General features: G+C 42.5%; 17 protein-coding genes, 1 pseudogene and 1 riboswitch. Of the genes and pseudogenes, 7 read left to right on the plus strand and 11 right to left on the minus strand.

From position 1 onward, the window contains the following. Positions 1–64 precede the first annotated feature (64 nt). On the plus strand, positions 65–1,261 hold the full coding sequence (locus ACL6C3_RS22095) for a hypothetical protein (RefSeq protein ID WP_413161200.1): 1,197 nt from the start codon (positions 65–67) through the stop codon (positions 1,259–1,261). A 101-nt stretch (positions 1,262–1,362) separates the two neighbouring features. Here ACL6C3_RS22095 and ACL6C3_RS22100 read toward each other — a convergent pair whose 3' ends face one another. From ACL6C3_RS22100 to ACL6C3_RS22110, 3 genes and pseudogenes are all read right to left on the minus strand, one after another. After that, on the minus strand, positions 1,363–1,578 hold the full coding sequence (locus tag ACL6C3_RS22100; protein ID WP_413161201.1) for a hypothetical protein: 216 nt from the start codon (positions 1,576–1,578) through the stop codon (positions 1,363–1,365). Between the two features lie 450 nt (positions 1,579–2,028). Next, positions 2,029–4,180: pseudogene (locus ACL6C3_RS22105) on the minus strand (Tex family protein). A 46-nt stretch (positions 4,181–4,226) separates the two neighbouring features. Next, positions 4,227–5,699 (minus strand): phytoene desaturase, encoded by a 1,473-nt coding sequence (locus ACL6C3_RS22110; RefSeq protein ID WP_413161203.1) that lies wholly within the window; start codon positions 5,697–5,699, stop codon positions 4,227–4,229. A 108-nt stretch (positions 5,700–5,807) separates the two neighbouring features. Here ACL6C3_RS22110 and ACL6C3_RS22115 point away from each other — a divergent pair, with 108 nt between their 5' ends. The 3 genes from ACL6C3_RS22115 to ACL6C3_RS22125 all read left to right on the plus strand — a co-directional run bounded on the left by ACL6C3_RS22115 (position 5,808) and on the right by ACL6C3_RS22125 (position 7,195). After that, positions 5,808–6,335 (plus strand): DUF3122 domain-containing protein, encoded by a 528-nt coding sequence (locus ACL6C3_RS22115; protein ID WP_413161204.1) that lies wholly within the window; start codon positions 5,808–5,810, stop codon positions 6,333–6,335. A gap of 71 nt (positions 6,336–6,406) precedes the next feature. After that, on the plus strand, positions 6,407–6,751 hold the full coding sequence (gene petJ, locus ACL6C3_RS22120; protein WP_413161205.1) for a cytochrome c6 PetJ: 345 nt from the start codon (positions 6,407–6,409) through the stop codon (positions 6,749–6,751). Between the two features lie 255 nt (positions 6,752–7,006). Beyond that, positions 7,007–7,195 (plus strand): hypothetical protein, encoded by a 189-nt coding sequence (locus ACL6C3_RS22125; protein ID WP_413161206.1) that lies wholly within the window; start codon positions 7,007–7,009, stop codon positions 7,193–7,195. 6 nt (positions 7,196–7,201) lie between these two features. Here the strand turns inward: ACL6C3_RS22125 and ACL6C3_RS22130 are convergent, their stop codons facing one another. The 3 genes from ACL6C3_RS22130 to ACL6C3_RS22140 are packed head-to-tail and all read right to left on the minus strand — an operon-like array spanning position 7,202 to position 9,829. Next, a complete protein-coding gene (locus ACL6C3_RS22130; protein WP_413161207.1) occupies positions 7,202–7,894 on the minus strand; it encodes a haloacid dehalogenase type II in 693 nt (230 codons plus the stop codon). 26 nt (positions 7,895–7,920) lie between these two features. Further along, positions 7,921–8,508 carry a GDSL-type esterase/lipase family protein gene (locus ACL6C3_RS22135; RefSeq protein WP_413161208.1) on the minus strand — a complete coding sequence of 196 codons (588 nt, stop codon included), beginning with the start codon at positions 8,506–8,508 and terminating at the stop codon, positions 7,921–7,923. 16 nt (positions 8,509–8,524) lie between these two features. Next, positions 8,525–9,829, minus strand: coding sequence for a TldD/PmbA family protein (locus ACL6C3_RS22140; RefSeq protein ID WP_413161210.1), 1,305 nt, complete (start codon positions 9,827–9,829; stop codon positions 8,525–8,527). A 250-nt stretch (positions 9,830–10,079) separates the two neighbouring features. Here ACL6C3_RS22140 and cutA point away from each other — a divergent pair, with 250 nt between their 5' ends. Continuing rightward, a complete protein-coding gene (cutA, locus tag ACL6C3_RS22145) occupies positions 10,080–10,412 on the plus strand; it encodes a divalent-cation tolerance protein CutA (protein ID WP_413161211.1) in 333 nt (110 codons plus the stop codon). 165 nt (positions 10,413–10,577) lie between these two features. Here cutA and ACL6C3_RS22150 read toward each other — a convergent pair whose 3' ends face one another. Next, complete coding sequence (locus ACL6C3_RS22150) at positions 10,578–10,970, minus strand: hypothetical protein (RefSeq protein WP_413161213.1); 393 nt, start codon at positions 10,968–10,970, stop codon at positions 10,578–10,580. 174 nt (positions 10,971–11,144) lie between these two features. Continuing rightward, complete coding sequence (locus ACL6C3_RS22155) at positions 11,145–12,143, minus strand: sirohydrochlorin chelatase (protein ID WP_413161215.1); 999 nt, start codon at positions 12,141–12,143, stop codon at positions 11,145–11,147. 31 nt (positions 12,144–12,174) lie between these two features. Then, a riboswitch (cobalamin riboswitch) is annotated at positions 12,175–12,319 on the minus strand. A 274-nt stretch (positions 12,320–12,593) separates the two neighbouring features. Here ACL6C3_RS22155 and ACL6C3_RS22160 point away from each other — a divergent pair. Further along, positions 12,594–12,863 carry a hypothetical protein gene (locus ACL6C3_RS22160; RefSeq protein WP_413161216.1) on the plus strand — a complete coding sequence of 90 codons (270 nt, stop codon included), beginning with the start codon at positions 12,594–12,596 and terminating at the stop codon, positions 12,861–12,863. A 299-nt stretch (positions 12,864–13,162) separates the two neighbouring features. On the opposite strand, the gene ACL6C3_RS22165 is transcribed toward ACL6C3_RS22160, so the two are convergent. The 3 genes from ACL6C3_RS22165 to dxs form a co-directional block, all read right to left on the minus strand. Next, entirely contained in the window at positions 13,163–13,954 is a 792-nt protein-coding gene (locus ACL6C3_RS22165; protein ID WP_413161218.1) for a ZIP family metal transporter, read from the minus strand. A 145-nt stretch (positions 13,955–14,099) separates the two neighbouring features. Then, positions 14,100–14,843, minus strand: coding sequence for a Uma2 family endonuclease (locus tag ACL6C3_RS22170; protein WP_413161219.1), 744 nt, complete (start codon positions 14,841–14,843; stop codon positions 14,100–14,102). Positions 14,844–14,979: 136 nt separating this feature from the next. Then, a complete protein-coding gene (gene dxs / locus ACL6C3_RS22175) occupies positions 14,980–16,887 on the minus strand; it encodes a 1-deoxy-D-xylulose-5-phosphate synthase (RefSeq protein WP_413161220.1) in 1,908 nt (635 codons plus the stop codon). Between the two features lie 461 nt (positions 16,888–17,348). On the opposite strand from dxs, the gene ACL6C3_RS22180 reads away from it, so the two are divergent. Then, positions 17,349–18,344: a bestrophin family protein gene (locus ACL6C3_RS22180; protein ID WP_413161221.1), complete on the plus strand. Its 996-nt coding sequence runs from the start codon at positions 17,349–17,351 to the stop codon at positions 18,342–18,344. Position 18,345 lies beyond the last annotated feature (1 nt).

An 18,345-nucleotide genomic window follows, 5' to 3' on the forward strand; every position in this document is an offset into this window, starting at 1 on the left:
ATTCAAATTATATCAATCAATGATATCATCAACTTAAAAATTGATGCGCTGTAACCAAAATTTTATGCTGATTTTTTTTATTCATGGCGTTGCAGAACGAAATTCTCAATATGCGAATAACTTACAAAATTTGCTACAAAAACAATTTCGTCAACGTCAAGAAAAACTTCCCCTATTTTACTCTAGTTTTTGGGGAAATGTTTATCGAGAATTAGAAAATATCTGGAATAAGATTGATAATTCACAAAATCCCCTCAAACATCAAGACTTTAGAAAAGGATATTTTTCTCAGTTTGTTGGCGATGCTTTTACCTATTTAAGTTCGGAACGAGGTGCAAAAATTAGAACAATTATCGCCGATCAACTCCTTGATTTTATTCATAAAAACCCCCAAGAAACAGAGTTACATATTATTACTCACTCTTTGGGAACAGTTATTTTATGGGATATCTTATTTTCGGATAAATTTGAAAGCAATGATTCCGCTTTGGAAATTCGAGAAGTTTTGAATCAAAATTCGGAAGTTTTAGCCAATCAAAAAATCAATCTCAAAACTATCACAACGATGGGTTCTCCCATTTCTCTATTTAATATTATGTTAGAGGTTAAACCGCAGCAGGTCAACCAACTAGCAAAGCAATATTCTAGTCAAAAACTCCGATGGTTAAATATAATTCATGCGTCTGATATTATCGCTTATCCCATTCATCCCGTTTTAGATGATAACAGTTTATCCAGTCTGTCTCTCACCGAAGAATACCTTCAAGAAGACGCCAACCCGTTTGAAGCGACACTTCGTCAGTTTTCTGAATTTATGAACGGTAAACCCGCTAATAATCAGAATAACATACTAAGCTATGCACAAGTAGCAGCAGGCTCAATTAACGCTCATACTGACTATTGGAACAGCGAAAAAGTTGCTAGTTTCATTGTTAATCATATCTTAGAACAACCCAACAATCAACCCTCTAATCAAGATAATTTTAGAAAACAAGCCATTCGGCGATTAAAACGGGTTCCGGGTTTTACAGAAGATACAATGATACTCACTTATAAATTAAATCTCGATCAAATTCTTATAAAAAGTTACTTTAAAGATGAAAGCGGATATCTTTTATTGACCAAAAATCCGGTAGGAGTTCACAATGTTTATATTTTTGATCGTCACGATATTTCTTGTTTCGCGGGATATGTGGGGTTAATTCATGTCAACGGTTTGAAACAAGAAGTTGAGTTGATTAAAAGAGAGTTATGTGATTAGAGGTATATTTTAACTTGAACTGTTGTTAATTGAAAGAGATGCACCCCAAGTCACTGTTTGAGAAGATAAACAGCAGGGTGAATATTTGACACATCTTCCAATCAAAACTCATTATTTCCTAAACAAGCCCGTGCTTGAGAAGTAGTCGTAGAAGCGGAAGATAAGTCACATTTTTCGAGGATACTAACTTTTGACTCCACTTTGATTTCGCTTCGGGGTAGTAGGCTAGGAACCGGTTCGGAAGAGTCTTCAAAGCTAACGATAATAATGACGAATGTGATAGCCCCTGCCATCAACACTCTCTGAAAGAAGTTCATTTTTCACTCCCTTGTCACAAATAATATGCCTTATTTATAATTTAATTAATAATTGGCAATTTTTCAAGAGAGTTGTGTAAAGTTTTGATTGAATTGATGTAAAGCTTTGATGAAACAATAAAATCTTGGATGAATTTGCGGAATATTGATTCTATTCTAACACATTATCGGATGAATCTGTCGGGTGCATCAGACAAAACAGTTAATCTTCATATTATTAACCTATAAATCTGATGCACCCGACTTTCAATAATCTTTGAGGTGGATCAGACAAAAGAGTTAATTCTCATATGATGTCCGGTTGATTAATATTATTCTGGGGTGCGGGGCGGGTTTAACTCAATCTCGGAGTGGTCGTCAAAATTAATGCTGAACCCGCCCCTACAGCATGATTGTTGATTACTCGGATATCATATTATTAACCTAGAAATCTAATGCACTGTACTTTTTTTACATTTTCATCGATAAACCAATCCGCTTTAACTTTTCATTCACCTCTAAAACTCGCACTTTCACCACCTGTCCAACTTTGACAAACTTATTGGGGTCGTCAACAAATTGATCCGCAATTTGGGAAATATGAACCAACCCATCCTGATGAACGCCAATATCAACAAACGCCCCAAAATTAACAACATTCGTGACAATTCCTTCCAACTCCATCCCCTCTTTGAGATCGGAAATCTCCTTAATTCCTTCTTTAAAGGTTGCGTATTTAAACTCAGCCCTCGGGTCGCGCCCCGGCTTTTCTAACTCGCGAATAATGTCTTTTAATGTGGGAATTCCAACGGTTTCTGTAACGTATTTTTTCAAGTCAATTGACTTCAATTTTTCAGCAACTTGAGAGATATTCTTCAAAGAAACCCCCACATCAGCAGCCATTGTTTCCACAACTTTATAACTTTCGGGGTGAACTGCGGTATTATCCAGAGGGTTGGCGCCTTCACGAATGCGTAAAAAACCCGCAGCCTGTTGAAAGGCTTTTGGACCCAATTTAGAAACTTTCAGCAACTCTTTTCGGTTTTTAAATGCCCCTTTTTCGTTGCGATAGGTGATAATATTCTGGGGCAACACTTGGGGTAATTCCCGATACAAACGTCAGCAGTTCTTTAGAAGCTGTATTCAGTTCGACACCGACATAGTTCACACAACTTTCGACGGTTTCATCGAGTTTTTTCTTGAGTAACTTTTGGTCAACATCGTGCTGATACTGTCCGACTCCAATCGATTTTGGGTCAATTTTTACCAATTCCGCCAAAGGATCTTGTAGACGTCGCCCAATACTAATCGCCCCCCTTACCGTTAAATCTAATTCGGGAAATTCTTGTCGCGCCACCTCACTCGCCGAATAAATTGAAGCGCCGGATTCATTCACCATGACTTTGATTGGTTTACTGTCAATTTGGCTTAAAACTTCCCCAATAAATTCGTCGGTTTCTCGCCCTGCGGTACCATTTCCGATGGCAATTAATTCGATTTTGTACTTTTTAATTAACGTTTTAATCGTCTTGGCGGCGTCTTGGCGCTGGTTGGCGGATTGATGGGGGAAAATGGTTTGATACTCAGAAAATTGACCGGTTTCCGAGAGAACCGCCACTTTACAACCAGTTCTAAAACCCGGATCGATCGCCAGGGTTGGCTTCATTCCCGCAGGAGAAGATAACAGCAATTCCCGCAAATTGGCTTCAAAGGTTTGGATGGATTCAATATCGGCGTAGGCTTTGCGATCAGATCGAACTTCACTCATTAAAGAGGTTTTCATCAAACGATTAAACGCATCTTTAATCATTGCTTGATAAAATTTTCTCACTTCTGCGGTTTTGGTTTTAATTTCCTGCGCTTCTAAATAGGTGAGAACAAAATCTTCATCAAATTCTAAATCTACTTTGAGAATGCCTTCGGATTCTCCGCGAAACAGCGCTAAAATATTGTGGGGCTTAATCTCTGTGGCTTTTTCCCGAAAAGTTCGATACATCTCAAACTTGGTTGTACCTTCGGGATAGTCATCTTTCACCGACGAAACAAACACGCCTTTGTTCATCAAATATTCTCGCAAATAAGCCCGATATTCTGCTTTTTCTGAGACAATTTCCGCTAAAATATCGGAAGCACCCTGTAAGGCTTCTTCTACGGTTTTAACGCCTTTTTCTTCGGAAATATAATCGGATGCGGCTTTTTCTAAGGGAATAACGGGCGCTTTGGGAAGGTTCAGAGAGGCGATCAATTCTGCTAGGGGTTCCAAGCCTTTTTCTTTGGCGGTTGTGGCGCGGGTGCGGCGTTTGGGTTTGTAGGGAAGATAGAGATCTTCGAGTTCGTTTTTCAGTAAAGTTGATTGAATTTTAACTTTCAGTTCGTCGGTGAGTTTTCCTTGATTTTCTATCGCTTCTAAGATGAATTTTTTGCGATCTTCGAGTTCGGTTAAATAGCTAAACCGTTCGGAAATTTCTCGCAGTTGGGTTTCGTCGAGAGAACCCGTTCTTTCTTTTCGATAACGGGCGATAAAAGGAATGGTTGCACCTTCTGAAAACAGTTCGAGGGTGTTTTCTACCTGAGAGGTTTTCAGGGATAATTCTTGGGCGATGGTTTGAGGAATTTTGAGCATCATTTCAACAATCTATTAACTTTTTGGGATGATTTTGGGGATAATTTTATTGTACTTTCCCAATCATGTTAGCAACAATTTTAGCCGAACTCATCACTCCGGGTATTCCTGCGCCGGGATGGGTTCCAGCGCCGACAAAATACAGGTTTTTAACGTCTTCGCTGACGTTATGGGGGCGGAACCAAGCCGACTGCATGAGTGTGGGTTCGAGGGAAAATGCACTCCCTTTATAACTGTTTAGCGTATCTTGAAAATGAACGGGGTCAATGTAATGTTCTGTAACAATATGTTGGGATAAGTTGGGAAGATAGTGTTGTTCGAGGAACTGAATTATTTTATCTTTGTAAGTTTTTGCTGTGGTTTTCCATTCTATTTTAGCATCTAAATTCGGAACTGGAGATAACACATACCAACTGTCACATCCTGAGGGTGCAAGGGTTGGATCGGTTGCGGTTGGGCGATGCAAATACAAGGAAAAATCATCGGCTAAATGTTTGCGCTTAAACAAATCATTCATTAATCCTTTATATCTGGGTCCCATAATAATTTCGTGATGCGCCATTTGTTCATAGCGTCGGTTTGTGCCGAAATAGAATACAAATAATGAAATAGAGTGGCGCATTCGTTTGATTTTTGCGTCGGTATATTTGCGGCGAAAACGGGGTTTGATTAAGTTTAAATACGTCCAGGAAACATCGGCATTGCTAACAATGGCATCTGCACTCAATAAATTACCATTTTTTAATGCAACTCCCGTCGCTTTTTTGGTTTTATCGTTCATCAAAATTTCGGAAACTTCCGTATTCAGTAACAGTTTACCCCCAATTTCTTCAAACAGTTGCACCAACGCCGAAACTAACGCCCCGGTTCCTCCCATTGCAAACCAAATCCCAAATTTTTGTTCTAATTTGTGAATCATGGCGTAAATTGAGGTACTTTGAAACGGATTCCCGCCAATTAAAAGGGGATGAAAACTAAACACTTGTCGCAAGCGTTCATCTTTGATATACTGATTCACAAATCCGGCAACAGACTTATAAGATTGTAACTCGATCATCTCCGGTGCAACCCTCAGCATATCCCCAAATTTTGTAAAGGGTTGGGTCATCAACGGCAAACCTTTTTCAAAGACTTGGTTCGCCGCTTGACAAAATCGTTTATATCCGCCAACATCTTCGGGATTAAAAGCGCGAATTTGTTGGATTAAATCATCGGAATGATCGTTATAATGAAAAACGGAACCATCGGGAAATCGGACATTATAAAAGGGGCTGAGTTTAACCAGGGTTAAATAGTCTTGGGTTCGTTTTCCTGCGAGTAGAAATAACTCGTGAATGAGGTAGGGAGAAGTAATAATTGTTGGCCCGCCATCGAAGGTAAAGCCATCCTGTTGATAAACATAAGCCCGTCCACCCGGGCGATCGCGTTTTTCGACAATTGTGACTTGATGTCCTTGGGCTTGTAGGCGAATTGCTGCTGCTATTCCGCCAAAACCGCTACCGATTACAATTATTTTCATTCGAGATTAAATCAATTAGAGATTTTGAATTTTGAGAATCTAAACAATCTGTGCGAATGGAATCAACACCTTGTATTATTAATTTAAACCCTAAACCCAAAATCTGCAATGAAAAGTTGGAATCAATTGTGTCTATTGTTTGCTGTGATTTGTTGTTTGTCATTGCAATTGCTGGTGTCTTCTCCGGCTTTGGCTTTTATTCATCGCTATCCAGAAACCGAAAATCAGGTGATGTATCGTTCCAAACAAAGTTTGCGCGATCGCCAGGATTTATCTTGGCAAGTGGTATTATTTAAACGGATAAAATTTGGTCAAGTCAATGAAATTCATTTGCGACTGGTTGGTTTTCCCGGCTTAACAGAATTTGCCCATCGCGAACCTTTACAGTTAACAACTGCAACCGGAGAAACGTGGCTGGCCGAAGATGTGGTTGATTTATCTTTGCCGAAAAATGTGGGAGAGTACGATGTATTTAAGATTTTGCAAGAAATCGAAAAAGACATTCCTTTAGAGTTATCTTTGCCTGTCGTTGAAAATCAGAAGATTCAATTACCCGTACCGCCCTACATTGTGAAAGAGTGGCGAAAACTGTTAGAATTAAATGAGCTATCTTATCAACTTTCTGGGAATTTGTAGGATTTCGTTGGGTTTTCTCAACCCAACCTACAGTTTAAATGAGTCGTTTCACAATCTTAACCGATCGTTCAATGAAATTCACCAAAATTTTAACCAGTCTTTTCCTAATTTTAACTTTAGTCCTGTTCGCGTTTAATTCTCCGGTTTGGGCGGCTAACCCGGAAAATGGCGGGAAGATTTTTAACCAACAATGTGCCGGTTGTCATGCGGGAGGCGGTAATATTGTCAGATGGGGAAAAACGCTCAAAAAAAGGGCATTAACCCGCAATGGCTATGATACCATTGAAGCGATTTCTTACTTGGTGACTCGGGGTAAAGGCAATATGCCGGCTTATAAAGAACGTTTAACCCCAAAAGAAATTCAAGACGTTTCTGAGTATGTAATGAAACAAGCCGAAAAAAATTGGAAGTCCTAATTTTTCTAAGTTCGTAGTTGCGCTTTAGCGCAGCAAAAAAAGGTTAAAACAACGACTAAAATATCCTTGAAAATTTCACCCGAAATAGACTTACCTGCTTAATAATGTCTGTTTGCAACTCGAACAATTTTAAGATAGAATAGGAGAGGAAAAAAGAGGTAATTATTCCCGATTAAAATCTCAGCAAGTGGAGATAAAATAGAGATGATTAAACTGCTTGTTTTGATAGGTTTCCTGCTTTTTTTCTCTCCTGCAATGGCACAACCGCAAGCCTGCGATCCGTCCTATCCGACAGGAGAAAAGGGTGAAAAAATTTGTATTCCTCCCGCCCCTCCCGACTTAGATTGTCAGGACATTCCCTATCGGGGGTTTAAAGTTTTATCCCCAGATCCCCATCGGTTTGATCGCGATCAAGACGGAATTGGTTGCGAATTAGACTCCTAGAAAACATTATTGTTTCATTAAAGAAACCAACGTTTTCAAGTCGGGAACTTCCAAGTCGGGTTCGGCTGCGGTGGGTTGAGTGGCACCGACTTCTTTACCTTGTTGTCGGTTCACCCAAACGGTTTTTAAACCCATTTGTTTGGCGGGTGCAATATCGTGATATAAACTCTGAGCAACGTGTAACAGCTTATCGGGAGAAAGTCCGATTTTTTCTAGGGTAAATTCAAAATTTCTCAAAGCAGGTTTATAAGATTTTACCTGTTGGGCGGTGACAACTTCATCAAATTCTACCTCTAAATGTTCGGCTGTTTTCGCAAACAAATCATCATCAATATTAGAAATAACAACCAAACGATATTTTGGCTTGAACGCTTGTAACGCTTCTATCGTATCCATAAACGGTTGCCAAGTATCAATGGACTTCCACAAACTTTCTAACTCAGAAATTGTCGGTTCAAACTCCAACCGTTCCCCAATGTTTTGTACAACTTCCCGCAAAACATCTTTATAACATTGATATTTTCCACTTTGAGCAATTGGCTCGTATTCAGAAAAAAACTTTAACAATTGTTCTTCGTTGCAATCAATTTGATGGTCAGAAACGATTTTTTGTAAAACGGGAGTAATTCCATTTTCCCAATCAATTAAAGTCCCGTAACAGTCAAAACTTAAAGCCTCAAACTGATTAAAATCTAACATCTCCAATTTCCTCAACTCTGATTATTTTACTTCAACCACGCTTGCCAAGCCCACCAACTTTTAACTAAATTTGCCCATTCAGCATAACCAGCTAAACGGGGATGAGCGCCATCATAATTTTCAACTTCACTCATCCAAACCCAAGAAGACTTTAAGGGTATAAAAACATCAAGATAGGGAATATTAACCCGCTCACAAATCAACCGCATTTGTTGAGACAATTCACCAATTCTCTGATTTTGTTCAACATCTGCAATGGGTGGCGGCCCAATCATTAAAACCGGGAAACGAGACAAAGCTACTGTTAAAATTTGACGGGTATTGTTGAGAGAATCTAATAAACTAACGCGAGTTTTTCCCCGTTCTATCGTGGTATCATTGACCCCAAAAGAAAAGACCAATCTGCTATCATATTCTGGGGATAAACGACAAGAAACTTCCGCCAACCAACGTTTAAGAATATCCGCACTGGTTTCTCGTCGGATGCCCAAATTGTAGTAGGTAATTTCATCTTTATATTGATAAGCATCAACACAAATTCGACCCGTCCATCCCAAACAACTCGGATCGCCCACACCATTAACAAAAGAATCACCCACAAAACAAATTCGCATCTGTAAGTTTCAAGAATTAGAATAAACTTCTTCCGGTAACAGACAGACCTTCAACCGTCAAAGACGGCGTACAACAAGACCCATTCCAGTCGGCATCTTCTCCCACTTCAATCACCCGTTTGAGAGCGGTATAAACATTTCCTGAAACCATCGTATTCTTAACTCTGCCGACAATTTCCCCCCGTTCAACCCGATAACCCAAATCGACATTAATCGAAAAGTCGCCGCTAATTCCCGCCCCTCCACCTAACATTTGATCGATAATTAATCCCCGATCTAGATTTTCAATTAAATCTTGTAACGTTCCCTTACCCGGTTTAACCAATAAATTAAATAAACCCGGCGTCGGATAACTATTTAAACCCGCTTTAAAACCATTTCCCGTCGTACCACTTCCCAAAACCCGACCCGTACTTAAATCGGTGTAAAATAGCTGCAAAACGCCATTTTCAATAAAAACAATCGGGCGAGTTTGTATTCCCTCATCATCAAACGGACAACTAAACGGCCCCTCATCCGGCGCCTGATAAACCGTCAACAGCGATGAGATTACCGGGGTTCTCAGGCGATCGCTCCAAGGGGAAGCGCCTTCTAAAACCTGTTTCCCACTCAACGCCGCCGCCACCGTTCCCCAAAGCATATCCGCCGCTTTCGCCGTGAACAAAATCGGCACCCGACCCACAGGCGGCTCGACATTTTCTTTGGCCCAATTTAACCGCTTTAAAATGCGTTCGGCGATCAAACCCGGATCGAGAGTTCCCCGCTGAGTTTGACCGTCTGATATACTCAGAAAATCATCTCCGCGCACCCATTCGGTTTCCACATAACCGCTGAGGGTTGTATCGGTGTAGCCCGAGTCCAAGCCCCGAGAATTCACCAAACGGGTTGATTCGATTTCGCAGTCCCACTCCGCACTACAGAGAATTTCGGGATAGTCCTCTCGAATTAAAGCGATCGCCTCTCGCCCCCATTCGATCAGTTGTTCAACCCCAACCGTCTCGCCTAAATTGGGATAATGTTTGTTAATGGAAGTCGCCGTCAGTTCAATGGTTTCGGGTTCATTGAGATGACTGAGGGCGATCGCCCGTTCAACCAATTTTTCCGGTTCTACGGGGCCGTGAGCCACAGCCAAACCCGGACGCCCATCTCGCCAAAGTCGTAAGGCTGTCCCCCCGGTTTGAATACTTTCGAGTTGTTTGAGTCGGTTGGCTTCAAAAAAAATCGGTTGTGATTGAGATTGGGACTGAAAGACCTCAGCAGCCTCGGCACCGGCTAATGAAGCCAACTCCAGAAGCTGTTCGGCAGATTGGTCATGGGTCATAAACGATCGGTCATCGCACGGTGTTCATCGTTCCATCCTACCTTGTGGTGAGTCACTTATCGCAAATGGGAATCGGCAATCGGCAATCGAAAATCGGCAAATCCTCGTTAGAATTGACTTTTAGGTTTTGAGGCTGTTGGTATTGGTGGCGAACTTCCGTCTTTGGGCTTTGAGCGATACGGGCGTTTGGGTGTAAGGTATTGATTTGAGGGATTATTATTACTTCGCTTAATTGGAAATCAAATTTGATATGACAACAAATTATGGTATTGTTTTGGTGACGGCAGGTTCTCAAACTGAAGCGGAGGCGATCGCATTTGCTTTAGTTGAAGCTAAACTCGCCGCCTGTGTGAGTCTGAGTCCGATTCGTTCGATTTACACTTGGTCTGATGAAGTTTGTTCGGATGAAGAATGGCAACTGACGATTAAAACCGATTTAACTCAATTTGAAGCTTTAGAAGCCAAAATCCGTCAACTGCATTCCTACGAGGTTCCTGAAATTATCGCCCTTCCGATTGTTGCCGGTTCTTTGCCTTATCTTCAGTGGATTGGTCAAACGGTGAATTCCCATTCCTTGAATTAATTTCAATTGCTCAATTCAACCCCAAAAAAATCGACGGGCGGCGCCTAAATTCATTTCTGGGTCAATCTTGAAACACTGAAAAAAAACCAGGGATTTCTATCCCTGGCTGACAAAAAAAGCCCTCAAAAAAGGACTTAGAAAAGCTATACTTTGAGAAACTCGAAGTTAACGTTCAGAGGATTGATTCTCCAGATTAACTCTCCGCAAATAAACCGCACCACACCAGTCAATATCCTGTCCGACCCTGAATGTGACATAATCAATACCGTAAGCACTCCAGTAATTAATCACCTGTCCTGTGAGTCCTTGAGTGCTGTTAATTCGCTCAACTGTACAACCGGGAGGAAATTTTTGAGCGCTCGGACAATCTTTCCACTGTTTGAGTTGTTGGATATATTCCCGTTTCTGTGGAGACAATAACTCCCACGCCTCCCGTTTCCAGTGAGAGTAAGCTTGACCCAAAGCCTCTACTTCTTTCCAGGTTTGGGCGGTTGTCAATAATTCGGCGAGTTGTTGTGGGTTTTCCAGTTCCCAGGGAGAAAGGGGAAGAGCAGTCATAGTTACTTATAACACCATAGATAGGGTTTTTGACAAATTAACTCTGCCTAGACTCTAAATATAGCGTGTTTCCCCCCGATCTCCAATAGGCAACAGGGGACAGATAGAAGTCAGAACTCAGAAGTCAGAAGTCAGGAGTTACTGACAACTGACAACTCTAATAACTGGTGACTGTTAAGGCGTTTGCCAAATTCGCTGATGATATTTTTGCGGATCGGCGTAGGGGTCAACAGCCTGATGGGAATGATCGTGGCTGTGATGATGATCGTGATGGTGATGAGCGTGATGGTGATGATCGTGGTGGTGATGAGCGTGGGAGTCGCCAGAAACCGCAGCCAACCGGAACTTACAGGCTTCACAGTTCATCTGCACTTGGCCGAGTTGGGTTTCAATTTCGCGATCGCGTAACAGTTGCAGCAGTTGGGGTTGAATCCCCATTTCCGGCAAACAAGTCATGCTAATCTCGGGATATTCTTCTTGCTGTTGGGCGGTAATGTCAAAAATTTTCTTGACCAACACCCCGGTAAACAAGAAATAAGGCAAGACAATGATCCGTTTGGGCTGATACAACCGGGCGCGACGAAAACCTTCTTCTAGACGCGGGTGAGTAATGCCGATAAAACAGGTTTCCACCGTTTGATAACCGCTTCCTTCCCACACCATCCGAGCCAGTTTGTAGACGTCGCTGTTGGCGTCCGGATCGGAAGAACCCCGCCCCACAAATAAGATCACCGTTTCCGATCGCTCAATATCGGGGCGATCGAGTTCGGCCAACCGCGTTTTCCATAACTCCAAAATTAGGGGGTTAATCCCAAAATGACGTCCATAATGAAACTTCAGTTGAGGATAGGTTTCTCGGCAGCGATCGAGTTCGTTGGTAATATCAAATTTGTTGTGGCGGGCCGCAAATAACAGCAACGGTAAGGCTGACAATTCGGTATAACCTTGTTTGATGCAGCGTTCAATGCCTTCGGCTATGGTCGGGCCTGTGAGTTCGAGAAAACAAGGAATCACCGGGCGAGAATGGTCAAGGCTTTGATAAGCCTCCGCAAAATCGATAAACGTTTGGCGGCCTTCTGTGTCCTTTGTCCCGTGTCCGATCAGCAACAGGGGACGTTGCAAGGGCAAAGGCGGAAGGCTGAGGTTGAAATTTGCGGTTGGATTAATAATCAAGAATTTTGCTCCTTCCCCGTGCTAGGCGGGATGTCGGTTTTAGGTAACAAGTTGGCATTCTGGCTCGTCAAGATCGCTGCGAACTGACTTACAGTTGCCGCACAGCCCCGGACTTTCACCGGAGTTTCCCAACAGGTTACGATTAACTGAGTAATGCTTTTATAGCATAGCAAGTTAAGATGATTTTGCAGCAAATGTCACGAATCAAAATAATTTAGTGAATCAAGGGACAAATTGAACCCGATCTGTTGCGATCGGATTTGAATATTTGTCCCGTTGTCTGTTAATGTTCGCGATCGCGATTGATTGTCCATTTTGTTAATTTCGTCTGCAAGCGGTTTGGGATCAATTTTCGTAAATGTTTCTCACAAAGTTGGCAGGATTGCTAACATAACGATAAAATCTTTTGTGATAACCTAAACTCTAATCTTGCTGTTTCTGACTGACGCTATGAACGACATAACGAATGATACACAAGAAGTGTTACCCCGCGAGGTTAGGGTTAACCAACTTCGCAATTTGATAGAAACCTTGCATATTGCTGACGAAATTGCCAGCAAGCGCTACTTGATCAGTAGTTCCGAATTGGCCGATCTCATGGATGTCAATGCGAGTGCTGTCACCAGTCGCGGTGATAACTGGGCTTGGCGGAATTGGGAGGTTTCCCGAGTTCGCCGTGAGGGAAATCAAATCCTTTGGCAGTTGGAACGGGTAGACTAATGGTTTGAGCCTGTATTGAGCTTTTCAATTTTCGCTCGATCCATGCTCAGTAATGTTGGGTTTCATTCTTCAACCCAACCTACAAGTGAGAAACCGGGTTCAACCTAGAAAATGAACCTGTTCTCTGTTCCCTCAAGATTCAGACTCCCAAACCGATCCGGGTTTACTGCTGTTGCACGATCTGGACTTGTGCGTGATTTGGACGATCGCGATCGCGGTCAAGTTTTCTGGTGTGAGGGATTGGTAGAGTCGAAAGTTGATTGATAGTGTTATCGAGTTTATACCATTTTACCCGAAAACTACCCTAAAGTTACATCCAAAAACATCATAATCACAAAGCCAAGCATCACCCCGAGGGTTGCTTCTTTTTCCTGTCCGAGACTGTGAGATTCGGGGATAATTTCATCGCTAATAACAAATAGCATTGCACCCGCAGCAAAAGCCATCGCCCAGGGTAAAATCGGTTGAGCAACCGAAACCACTCCCGCCCCAATTAACCCGCCCACCGGTTCAACTAATCCGGTAAATAAAGCAATACTAAATGCGGTCAAACGGGAATATTTTTCAGTCAATAAAGCAATGGCTACCACAAATCCTTCGGGAATATTTTGTAAACCAATCCCGATCGCCAAAGCGGTACCATTGGCAACATCTTCGCCCCCAAAACCGACCCCAACCGCCAATCCTTCGGGAAAGTTATGAATGGCGATCGCAATTACAAACAGCCAAATTCGTTTTAAATTCTCGTAATTTCCTTCCGGGCCTTTGATAAAATGTTCGTGGGGAAAATATTGATGGCTGTACCACAAAAAAGCGCCCCCCAGTAAAATTCCAATCACGACAATTAACGCCGAAAAAACATTACTATTCGTCTGTCGGATCGCCGCTTCTAAACTGGGAACAATTAAAGAAAATGAGGTCGCCGCCAACATCACACCCGCCCCAAACCCCAACATCGCCCCTTGAACTCGTTGACTAATTTGACGGATAATTAAAACCGGAACCGCACCCAAACCCGTTCCCATTCCGGCGATAAAACTGCCTATTAATCCCAGATAAACAGTTGGAATATCTTTAATAAAATCCAGCATATAGGCGTTAAAATTTTAGGAGGTGGACAGAAGGATTAGTCAATTTTCAAACATTGAATTCGCTTAAGCCTAACAACGAACTTATTGTTTTCTCGCTAATTGATTTTTGCTCACCTACTGAGTTAGAATAAAAAAGCAATTGCAATTATAGTATATCAGGATCGACACCCAACTCCCGCAGTTTGGCGGCTAATTTTTGATTGCGCTGTTGTTCGGCTTCTTTTTGTTGACGTTCTATTTCGAGTTGGTGTTCGGTTGCTTCCCGTTGTAGATGTTCCGTTTGGGCTGATTCTTCGGGAGTAGGAACTAATTCACCTTCGGGAGTAAAAAATCTCAATTTATGTTCATAAACCCCGAGAAAAAGTTGTAATTGTGTACTCCAAAGCCATCCATTTTCGTTGGGTTGAATCTCTTGATATTGTCCTCGCAGCAACTCAAATCCTTGAAATTCCAAAGTATTCGGATCGAACCAAAAATAGTCGGGAGTCCGGAAAATCTCTTGATAAATTTGTTTTTTTTCGGTACGGTCTACTTTAGCCGTTGAATTAGATAATAATTCTATAATAACGTGAGGATATTTTCCCCCTTCTTCCCAAACCACCCAACTTTTCCGGGGTTTGCGTTCGGTATCGAGTACCACGAAAAAATCAGGCCCTCTAAAATATTCCGATTTTTTCTGATTCGGGCTATAATAAATGGTAAGATTTCCTGCGGCAAAATAGTCTTGTTTGTCTTTCCACAGCCAATCCAAACATTTCATCAACAGCAACAATTGTTGCAGATGTAAATAGCTTTCCAAGGGTAACTCGTGACTTTCTAAATCACCGGGAGGATAGTCAATATCTTCAAACTCTGGTGAGGGACGGAGCAAATCTTCAGCAATAGTCATAATATTAACCCGATAAACGATAACCTATCCTCAATTTTATATCGTATATTTATAATCCGTAGGGGTGCCTTGCCATGCGCCCTTCTTAACCAAAGAAACCCGGTTGATAAAAGTGACCGGGTTTCTATCAATTAACCTAACTTACAGTCGAAGGTTGTTTGCTAAAAAAGGCATCTCGAATTTGTTCGGAAATTTGAGAAGTGGTTAACCCCAAATCAACTTTAGACTCATCGGGTTTCGCATGATCAACCAACTTGTCGGGAATCCCAAAGCGCTTTAATGGAACCAAAACATTATTATCCATTAACGCCTCAGCCACAGCCGAACCAAAACCGCCCATCACACAGCCTTCTTCTAAAGTAGCAACTTTACCAATGCGTTGGGCCAAAGGTAGAATTAACTCAGTATCCAAAGGTTTAACAAAACGGGCATTAATCACCGTTGATTCTATGCCATGTTCGCTAAGAATTTCTGCAACTTGCATCGCAGAATAAACCATCGAACCATAGCCCAATAACAACAAATCATCACCATTGCGAAGAATTTCCCCTTTACCAATAGGTAACGCTTCCCAACCTTCCTCCATCAACGGTACACCGTAGCCGGAACCGCGAGGATAACGCATGGCGATCGGTCCATCGGTATGATTAATTCCGGTAACAAGCATTTGCTGTAATTCCGCCTCATCTTTCGGTGCCATAATCACCATATTCGGCAAGCAACGCAGATAGGCAATATCGTACATTCCCTGATGGGTCGGACCGTCCGCACCAACAATTCCCGCCCGATCTAAACAGAAGAAAACCGGCAGATTTTGAATGCAAACATCGTGAACAATTTGGTCGTAAGCCCGCTGTAAAAAGGTCGAATAAATTGCCACAATCGGCCGCATTCCTTCGCAGGCCAAACCTGCGGCCAAAGTAACCGCGTGTTGTTCGGCAATACCGACATCAATGTACTGTTTGGGAAGTTTGGCTTGCAATTTATCCAAACCGGTTCCCGTTGCCATTGCTGCGGTAATTCCCAAAATTTTCGGATTATTTTCAGCCAGTTTTACCAAAGTATGGGCGAACACTTTAGAATAACCGGGAGGCTTGGGTTTACTCGAAGGAATAGCTTTTCCGGTGGCGAGGTTAAAAGGGGACTGGGCGTGATAGCCAACCTGATCTTTTTCGGCGATCGCGTAGCCCTTTCCTTTGGTGGTGCAGACGTGAACCATCACCGGGCCGTGAATGCTGTGGGCCTGTTTAAACGTTTCGATCAATTCTTCTAAATTATGACCGTCAACCGGGCCTAAATAAGTAAACCCAAGTTCTTCGATCACCGCCCCAACTTTGGGAACCGCCAGACGTTTCATCCCTTCTTTGAGGCGTTCCATTTCGGGGGTAAAGGTTTCGCCGACAAAGGGAATATGTTTAAACTGTTCGCGGAGGTTATCTTTAAGGAACTGAACGGGCGGGCTGAGACGCATTTTGTTGAGATAACGAGGGATAGCGCCGACGTTGGGCGAGATCGACATTTCGTTATCGTTGAGAACAACCAACAGCTTGGTGTGGGGTAAATGTCCGGCGTGGTTGATGGCCTCCAGCGCCATACCGCCGGTTAAAGCACCATCTCCGATGATCGCCGCCACTTTGAAGTCTTCGCCCCGCTGATCCCGTGCGATCGCCATCCCTAAGGCGGCTGAGATGCTGGTTGAGGCGTGTCCGGCGCCAAAATGGTCAAATTTGCTTTCGCAGCGTTTGAGGTAGCCTGCAACCCCGTCTTTTTGCCGCAACGTGTGGAAGGTGTTGTAGCGACCGGTGATCATTTTGTGGGGATAGGCTTGGTGGCCAACATCCCAGATCACTTTGTCTCGATCCAAGTCTAGGGTTTGGTAGAGGGCGATCGTCAGTTCTACGACTCCCAAGCCGGGGCCTAAATGTCCCCCGGTTGCGGCGACTGTTTCTAGGTGTTTTTCACGAATTTGTCGGGCAATTTCTTGCAGTTCGTGAATGGATAAACCGTGTAGCTGATTCGGATGAGTAATTTCACTCAAATTCATACGTCTAAGTACCCGCGCTAGCCATTACTTAAGGTAACGTGTCAATAACAAATTTGGATCGGTTTGGCACCATCCAAGTTCATGCACAGATGTCATCGTAGCAGGGGAAAGGGATCTGCGATCGAGTTGGCTGTAATTTATAATTGATGAACACGGCATCAGAACTCAGGTTTTCGGTGGCTAAACGGGGTCGAGTCGCGCTTTTTACTAAGAAAATTGGAGTTGGCGATCGCGGCTCAATGCCGAGTGCGCTGATCGAATAGATATCCATTTGGGGTATACTGATTTTAGTATTATTGAATTTAGCCCCGAGCGTTTAAATAGCCGTTTGCTCAACCCTGACCCGTCAACAACTACAGGTGAGATTTGACCGGGTGCTATCAACTTGGGGTGGCTTCGTTTTTGGGTGAGTATCGGCCGGGAGAAAGCGGGGATTAGATTGATTTTTAAAGCATTATCAAATGTCAAAGATAGTTACTGAGCAAAAAGGGTGGTTTAATTGGTTTAAATTAGCCATAGATCTGAGAAGTTCGGTAATTCGGACGATTTGGCGGCGAGTCGTGGCGACGATGATTTTTGCTGCTGTGATTCATTGGATCTATTCTCAAGGGATGCCGGTTAATCAACCCGTTCTTACCAGTTTAATTCCGAGTATTGTTTTGGGTTTATTATTGGTTTTTAGAACGAATACCGCCTACGAACGCTATTGGGAAGGTCGCAAACTTTGGGGGGTAATGATTCATAATGGTCGAATTTTATCCCGAAATATGTATTTTATGATTGTTGCTAAAACTCCCGAAGAAAAGCGCCGGAAGTTGGAGGCGATTAAATTGATCGGAACTCTCGTCTGGGCGATTAAAGTTCATGTCAGAAAAGAAGATGTAGAAACGGAACTGGATCATTTGCTGACCCCGGATCGGCTTGCTGAGATTCAACCCCTACAACAGCGACCTTTGAGAGTTGCCAATTGGTTGGCGGATTATTTTCGTCAAATGTACGAACAAAATAAACTGAACTATCGATTTTTTATCGAATTAAATCAGTCAATGGATCGAATTTTAGAAGCGATGATTGCTTGCGATCGCATTGCTTCAACTCCCCTACCCAAAGCTTATTCAATTCATTTAAAACATCTGTTGTTAATTTATTGGTTGAGCGTACCCTTTACCTTGGTTGACTCATTAAACGGGTTCGTTATTCCGGCGGTGGGAGTGATTACCTTTTCTTTATTGGGAATTGAAGAAATTGGGTTAGAAATTGAAAATCCCTTCGGACACGACCCCAATGATTTACCCCTAGAAAGGTTTTGTTATGTTCTGCAAAATGATATTCTTGAGTTGGTTCAATATGACAGTCAGTTGAAGGAGGACTCGGGAATTGAGAGTCAGAAAACCGATGAAAAATCAAAAGAAGTAGCTAGTTTCCCTTTTTTTGTTGTTTTCAGAGAATGTCGGTAAA

It is taken from the genome of Capilliphycus salinus ALCB114379 (assembly GCF_047276495.1).
GTDB classification, from domain to species: Bacteria; Cyanobacteriota; Cyanobacteriia; order Cyanobacteriales; family Microcoleaceae; genus Capilliphycus; species Capilliphycus salinus.

Excerpts from the sequence above, each read along its gene's own strand:
- ACL6C3_RS22095 (WP_413161200.1), top strand. The coding sequence starts at position 65 with ATGCTGATTTTTTTTATTCATGGCGTTGCAGAACGAAATTCTCAATAT.
- ACL6C3_RS22100 (WP_413161201.1), bottom strand. The coding sequence starts at position 1,578 with ATGAACTTCTTTCAGAGAGTGTTGATGGCAGGGGCTATCACATTCGTC.
- ACL6C3_RS22110 (WP_413161203.1), bottom strand. The coding sequence starts at position 5,699 with ATGAAAATAATTGTAATCGGTAGCGGTTTTGGCGGAATAGCAGCAGCA.
- ACL6C3_RS22115 (WP_413161204.1), top strand. The coding sequence starts at position 5,808 with ATGAAAAGTTGGAATCAATTGTGTCTATTGTTTGCTGTGATTTGTTGT.
- petJ (WP_413161205.1), top strand. The coding sequence starts at position 6,407 with ATGAAATTCACCAAAATTTTAACCAGTCTTTTCCTAATTTTAACTTTA.
- ACL6C3_RS22125 (WP_413161206.1), top strand. The coding sequence starts at position 7,007 with ATGGCACAACCGCAAGCCTGCGATCCGTCCTATCCGACAGGAGAAAAG.
- ACL6C3_RS22130 (WP_413161207.1), bottom strand. The coding sequence starts at position 7,894 with ATGTTAGATTTTAATCAGTTTGAGGCTTTAAGTTTTGACTGTTACGGG.
- ACL6C3_RS22135 (WP_413161208.1), bottom strand. The coding sequence starts at position 8,508 with ATGCGAATTTGTTTTGTGGGTGATTCTTTTGTTAATGGTGTGGGCGAT.
- ACL6C3_RS22140 (WP_413161210.1), bottom strand. The coding sequence starts at position 9,829 with ATGACCCATGACCAATCTGCCGAACAGCTTCTGGAGTTGGCTTCATTA.
- cutA (WP_413161211.1), top strand. The coding sequence starts at position 10,080 with ATGACAACAAATTATGGTATTGTTTTGGTGACGGCAGGTTCTCAAACT.
- ACL6C3_RS22150 (WP_413161213.1), bottom strand. The coding sequence starts at position 10,970 with ATGACTGCTCTTCCCCTTTCTCCCTGGGAACTGGAAAACCCACAACAA.
- ACL6C3_RS22160 (WP_413161216.1), top strand. The coding sequence starts at position 12,594 with ATGAACGACATAACGAATGATACACAAGAAGTGTTACCCCGCGAGGTT.
- ACL6C3_RS22165 (WP_413161218.1), bottom strand. The coding sequence starts at position 13,954 with ATGCTGGATTTTATTAAAGATATTCCAACTGTTTATCTGGGATTAATA.
- ACL6C3_RS22170 (WP_413161219.1), bottom strand. The coding sequence starts at position 14,843 with ATGACTATTGCTGAAGATTTGCTCCGTCCCTCACCAGAGTTTGAAGAT.
- dxs (WP_413161220.1), bottom strand. The coding sequence starts at position 16,887 with ATGAATTTGAGTGAAATTACTCATCCGAATCAGCTACACGGTTTATCC.
- ACL6C3_RS22180 (WP_413161221.1), top strand. The coding sequence starts at position 17,349 with ATGTCAAAGATAGTTACTGAGCAAAAAGGGTGGTTTAATTGGTTTAAA.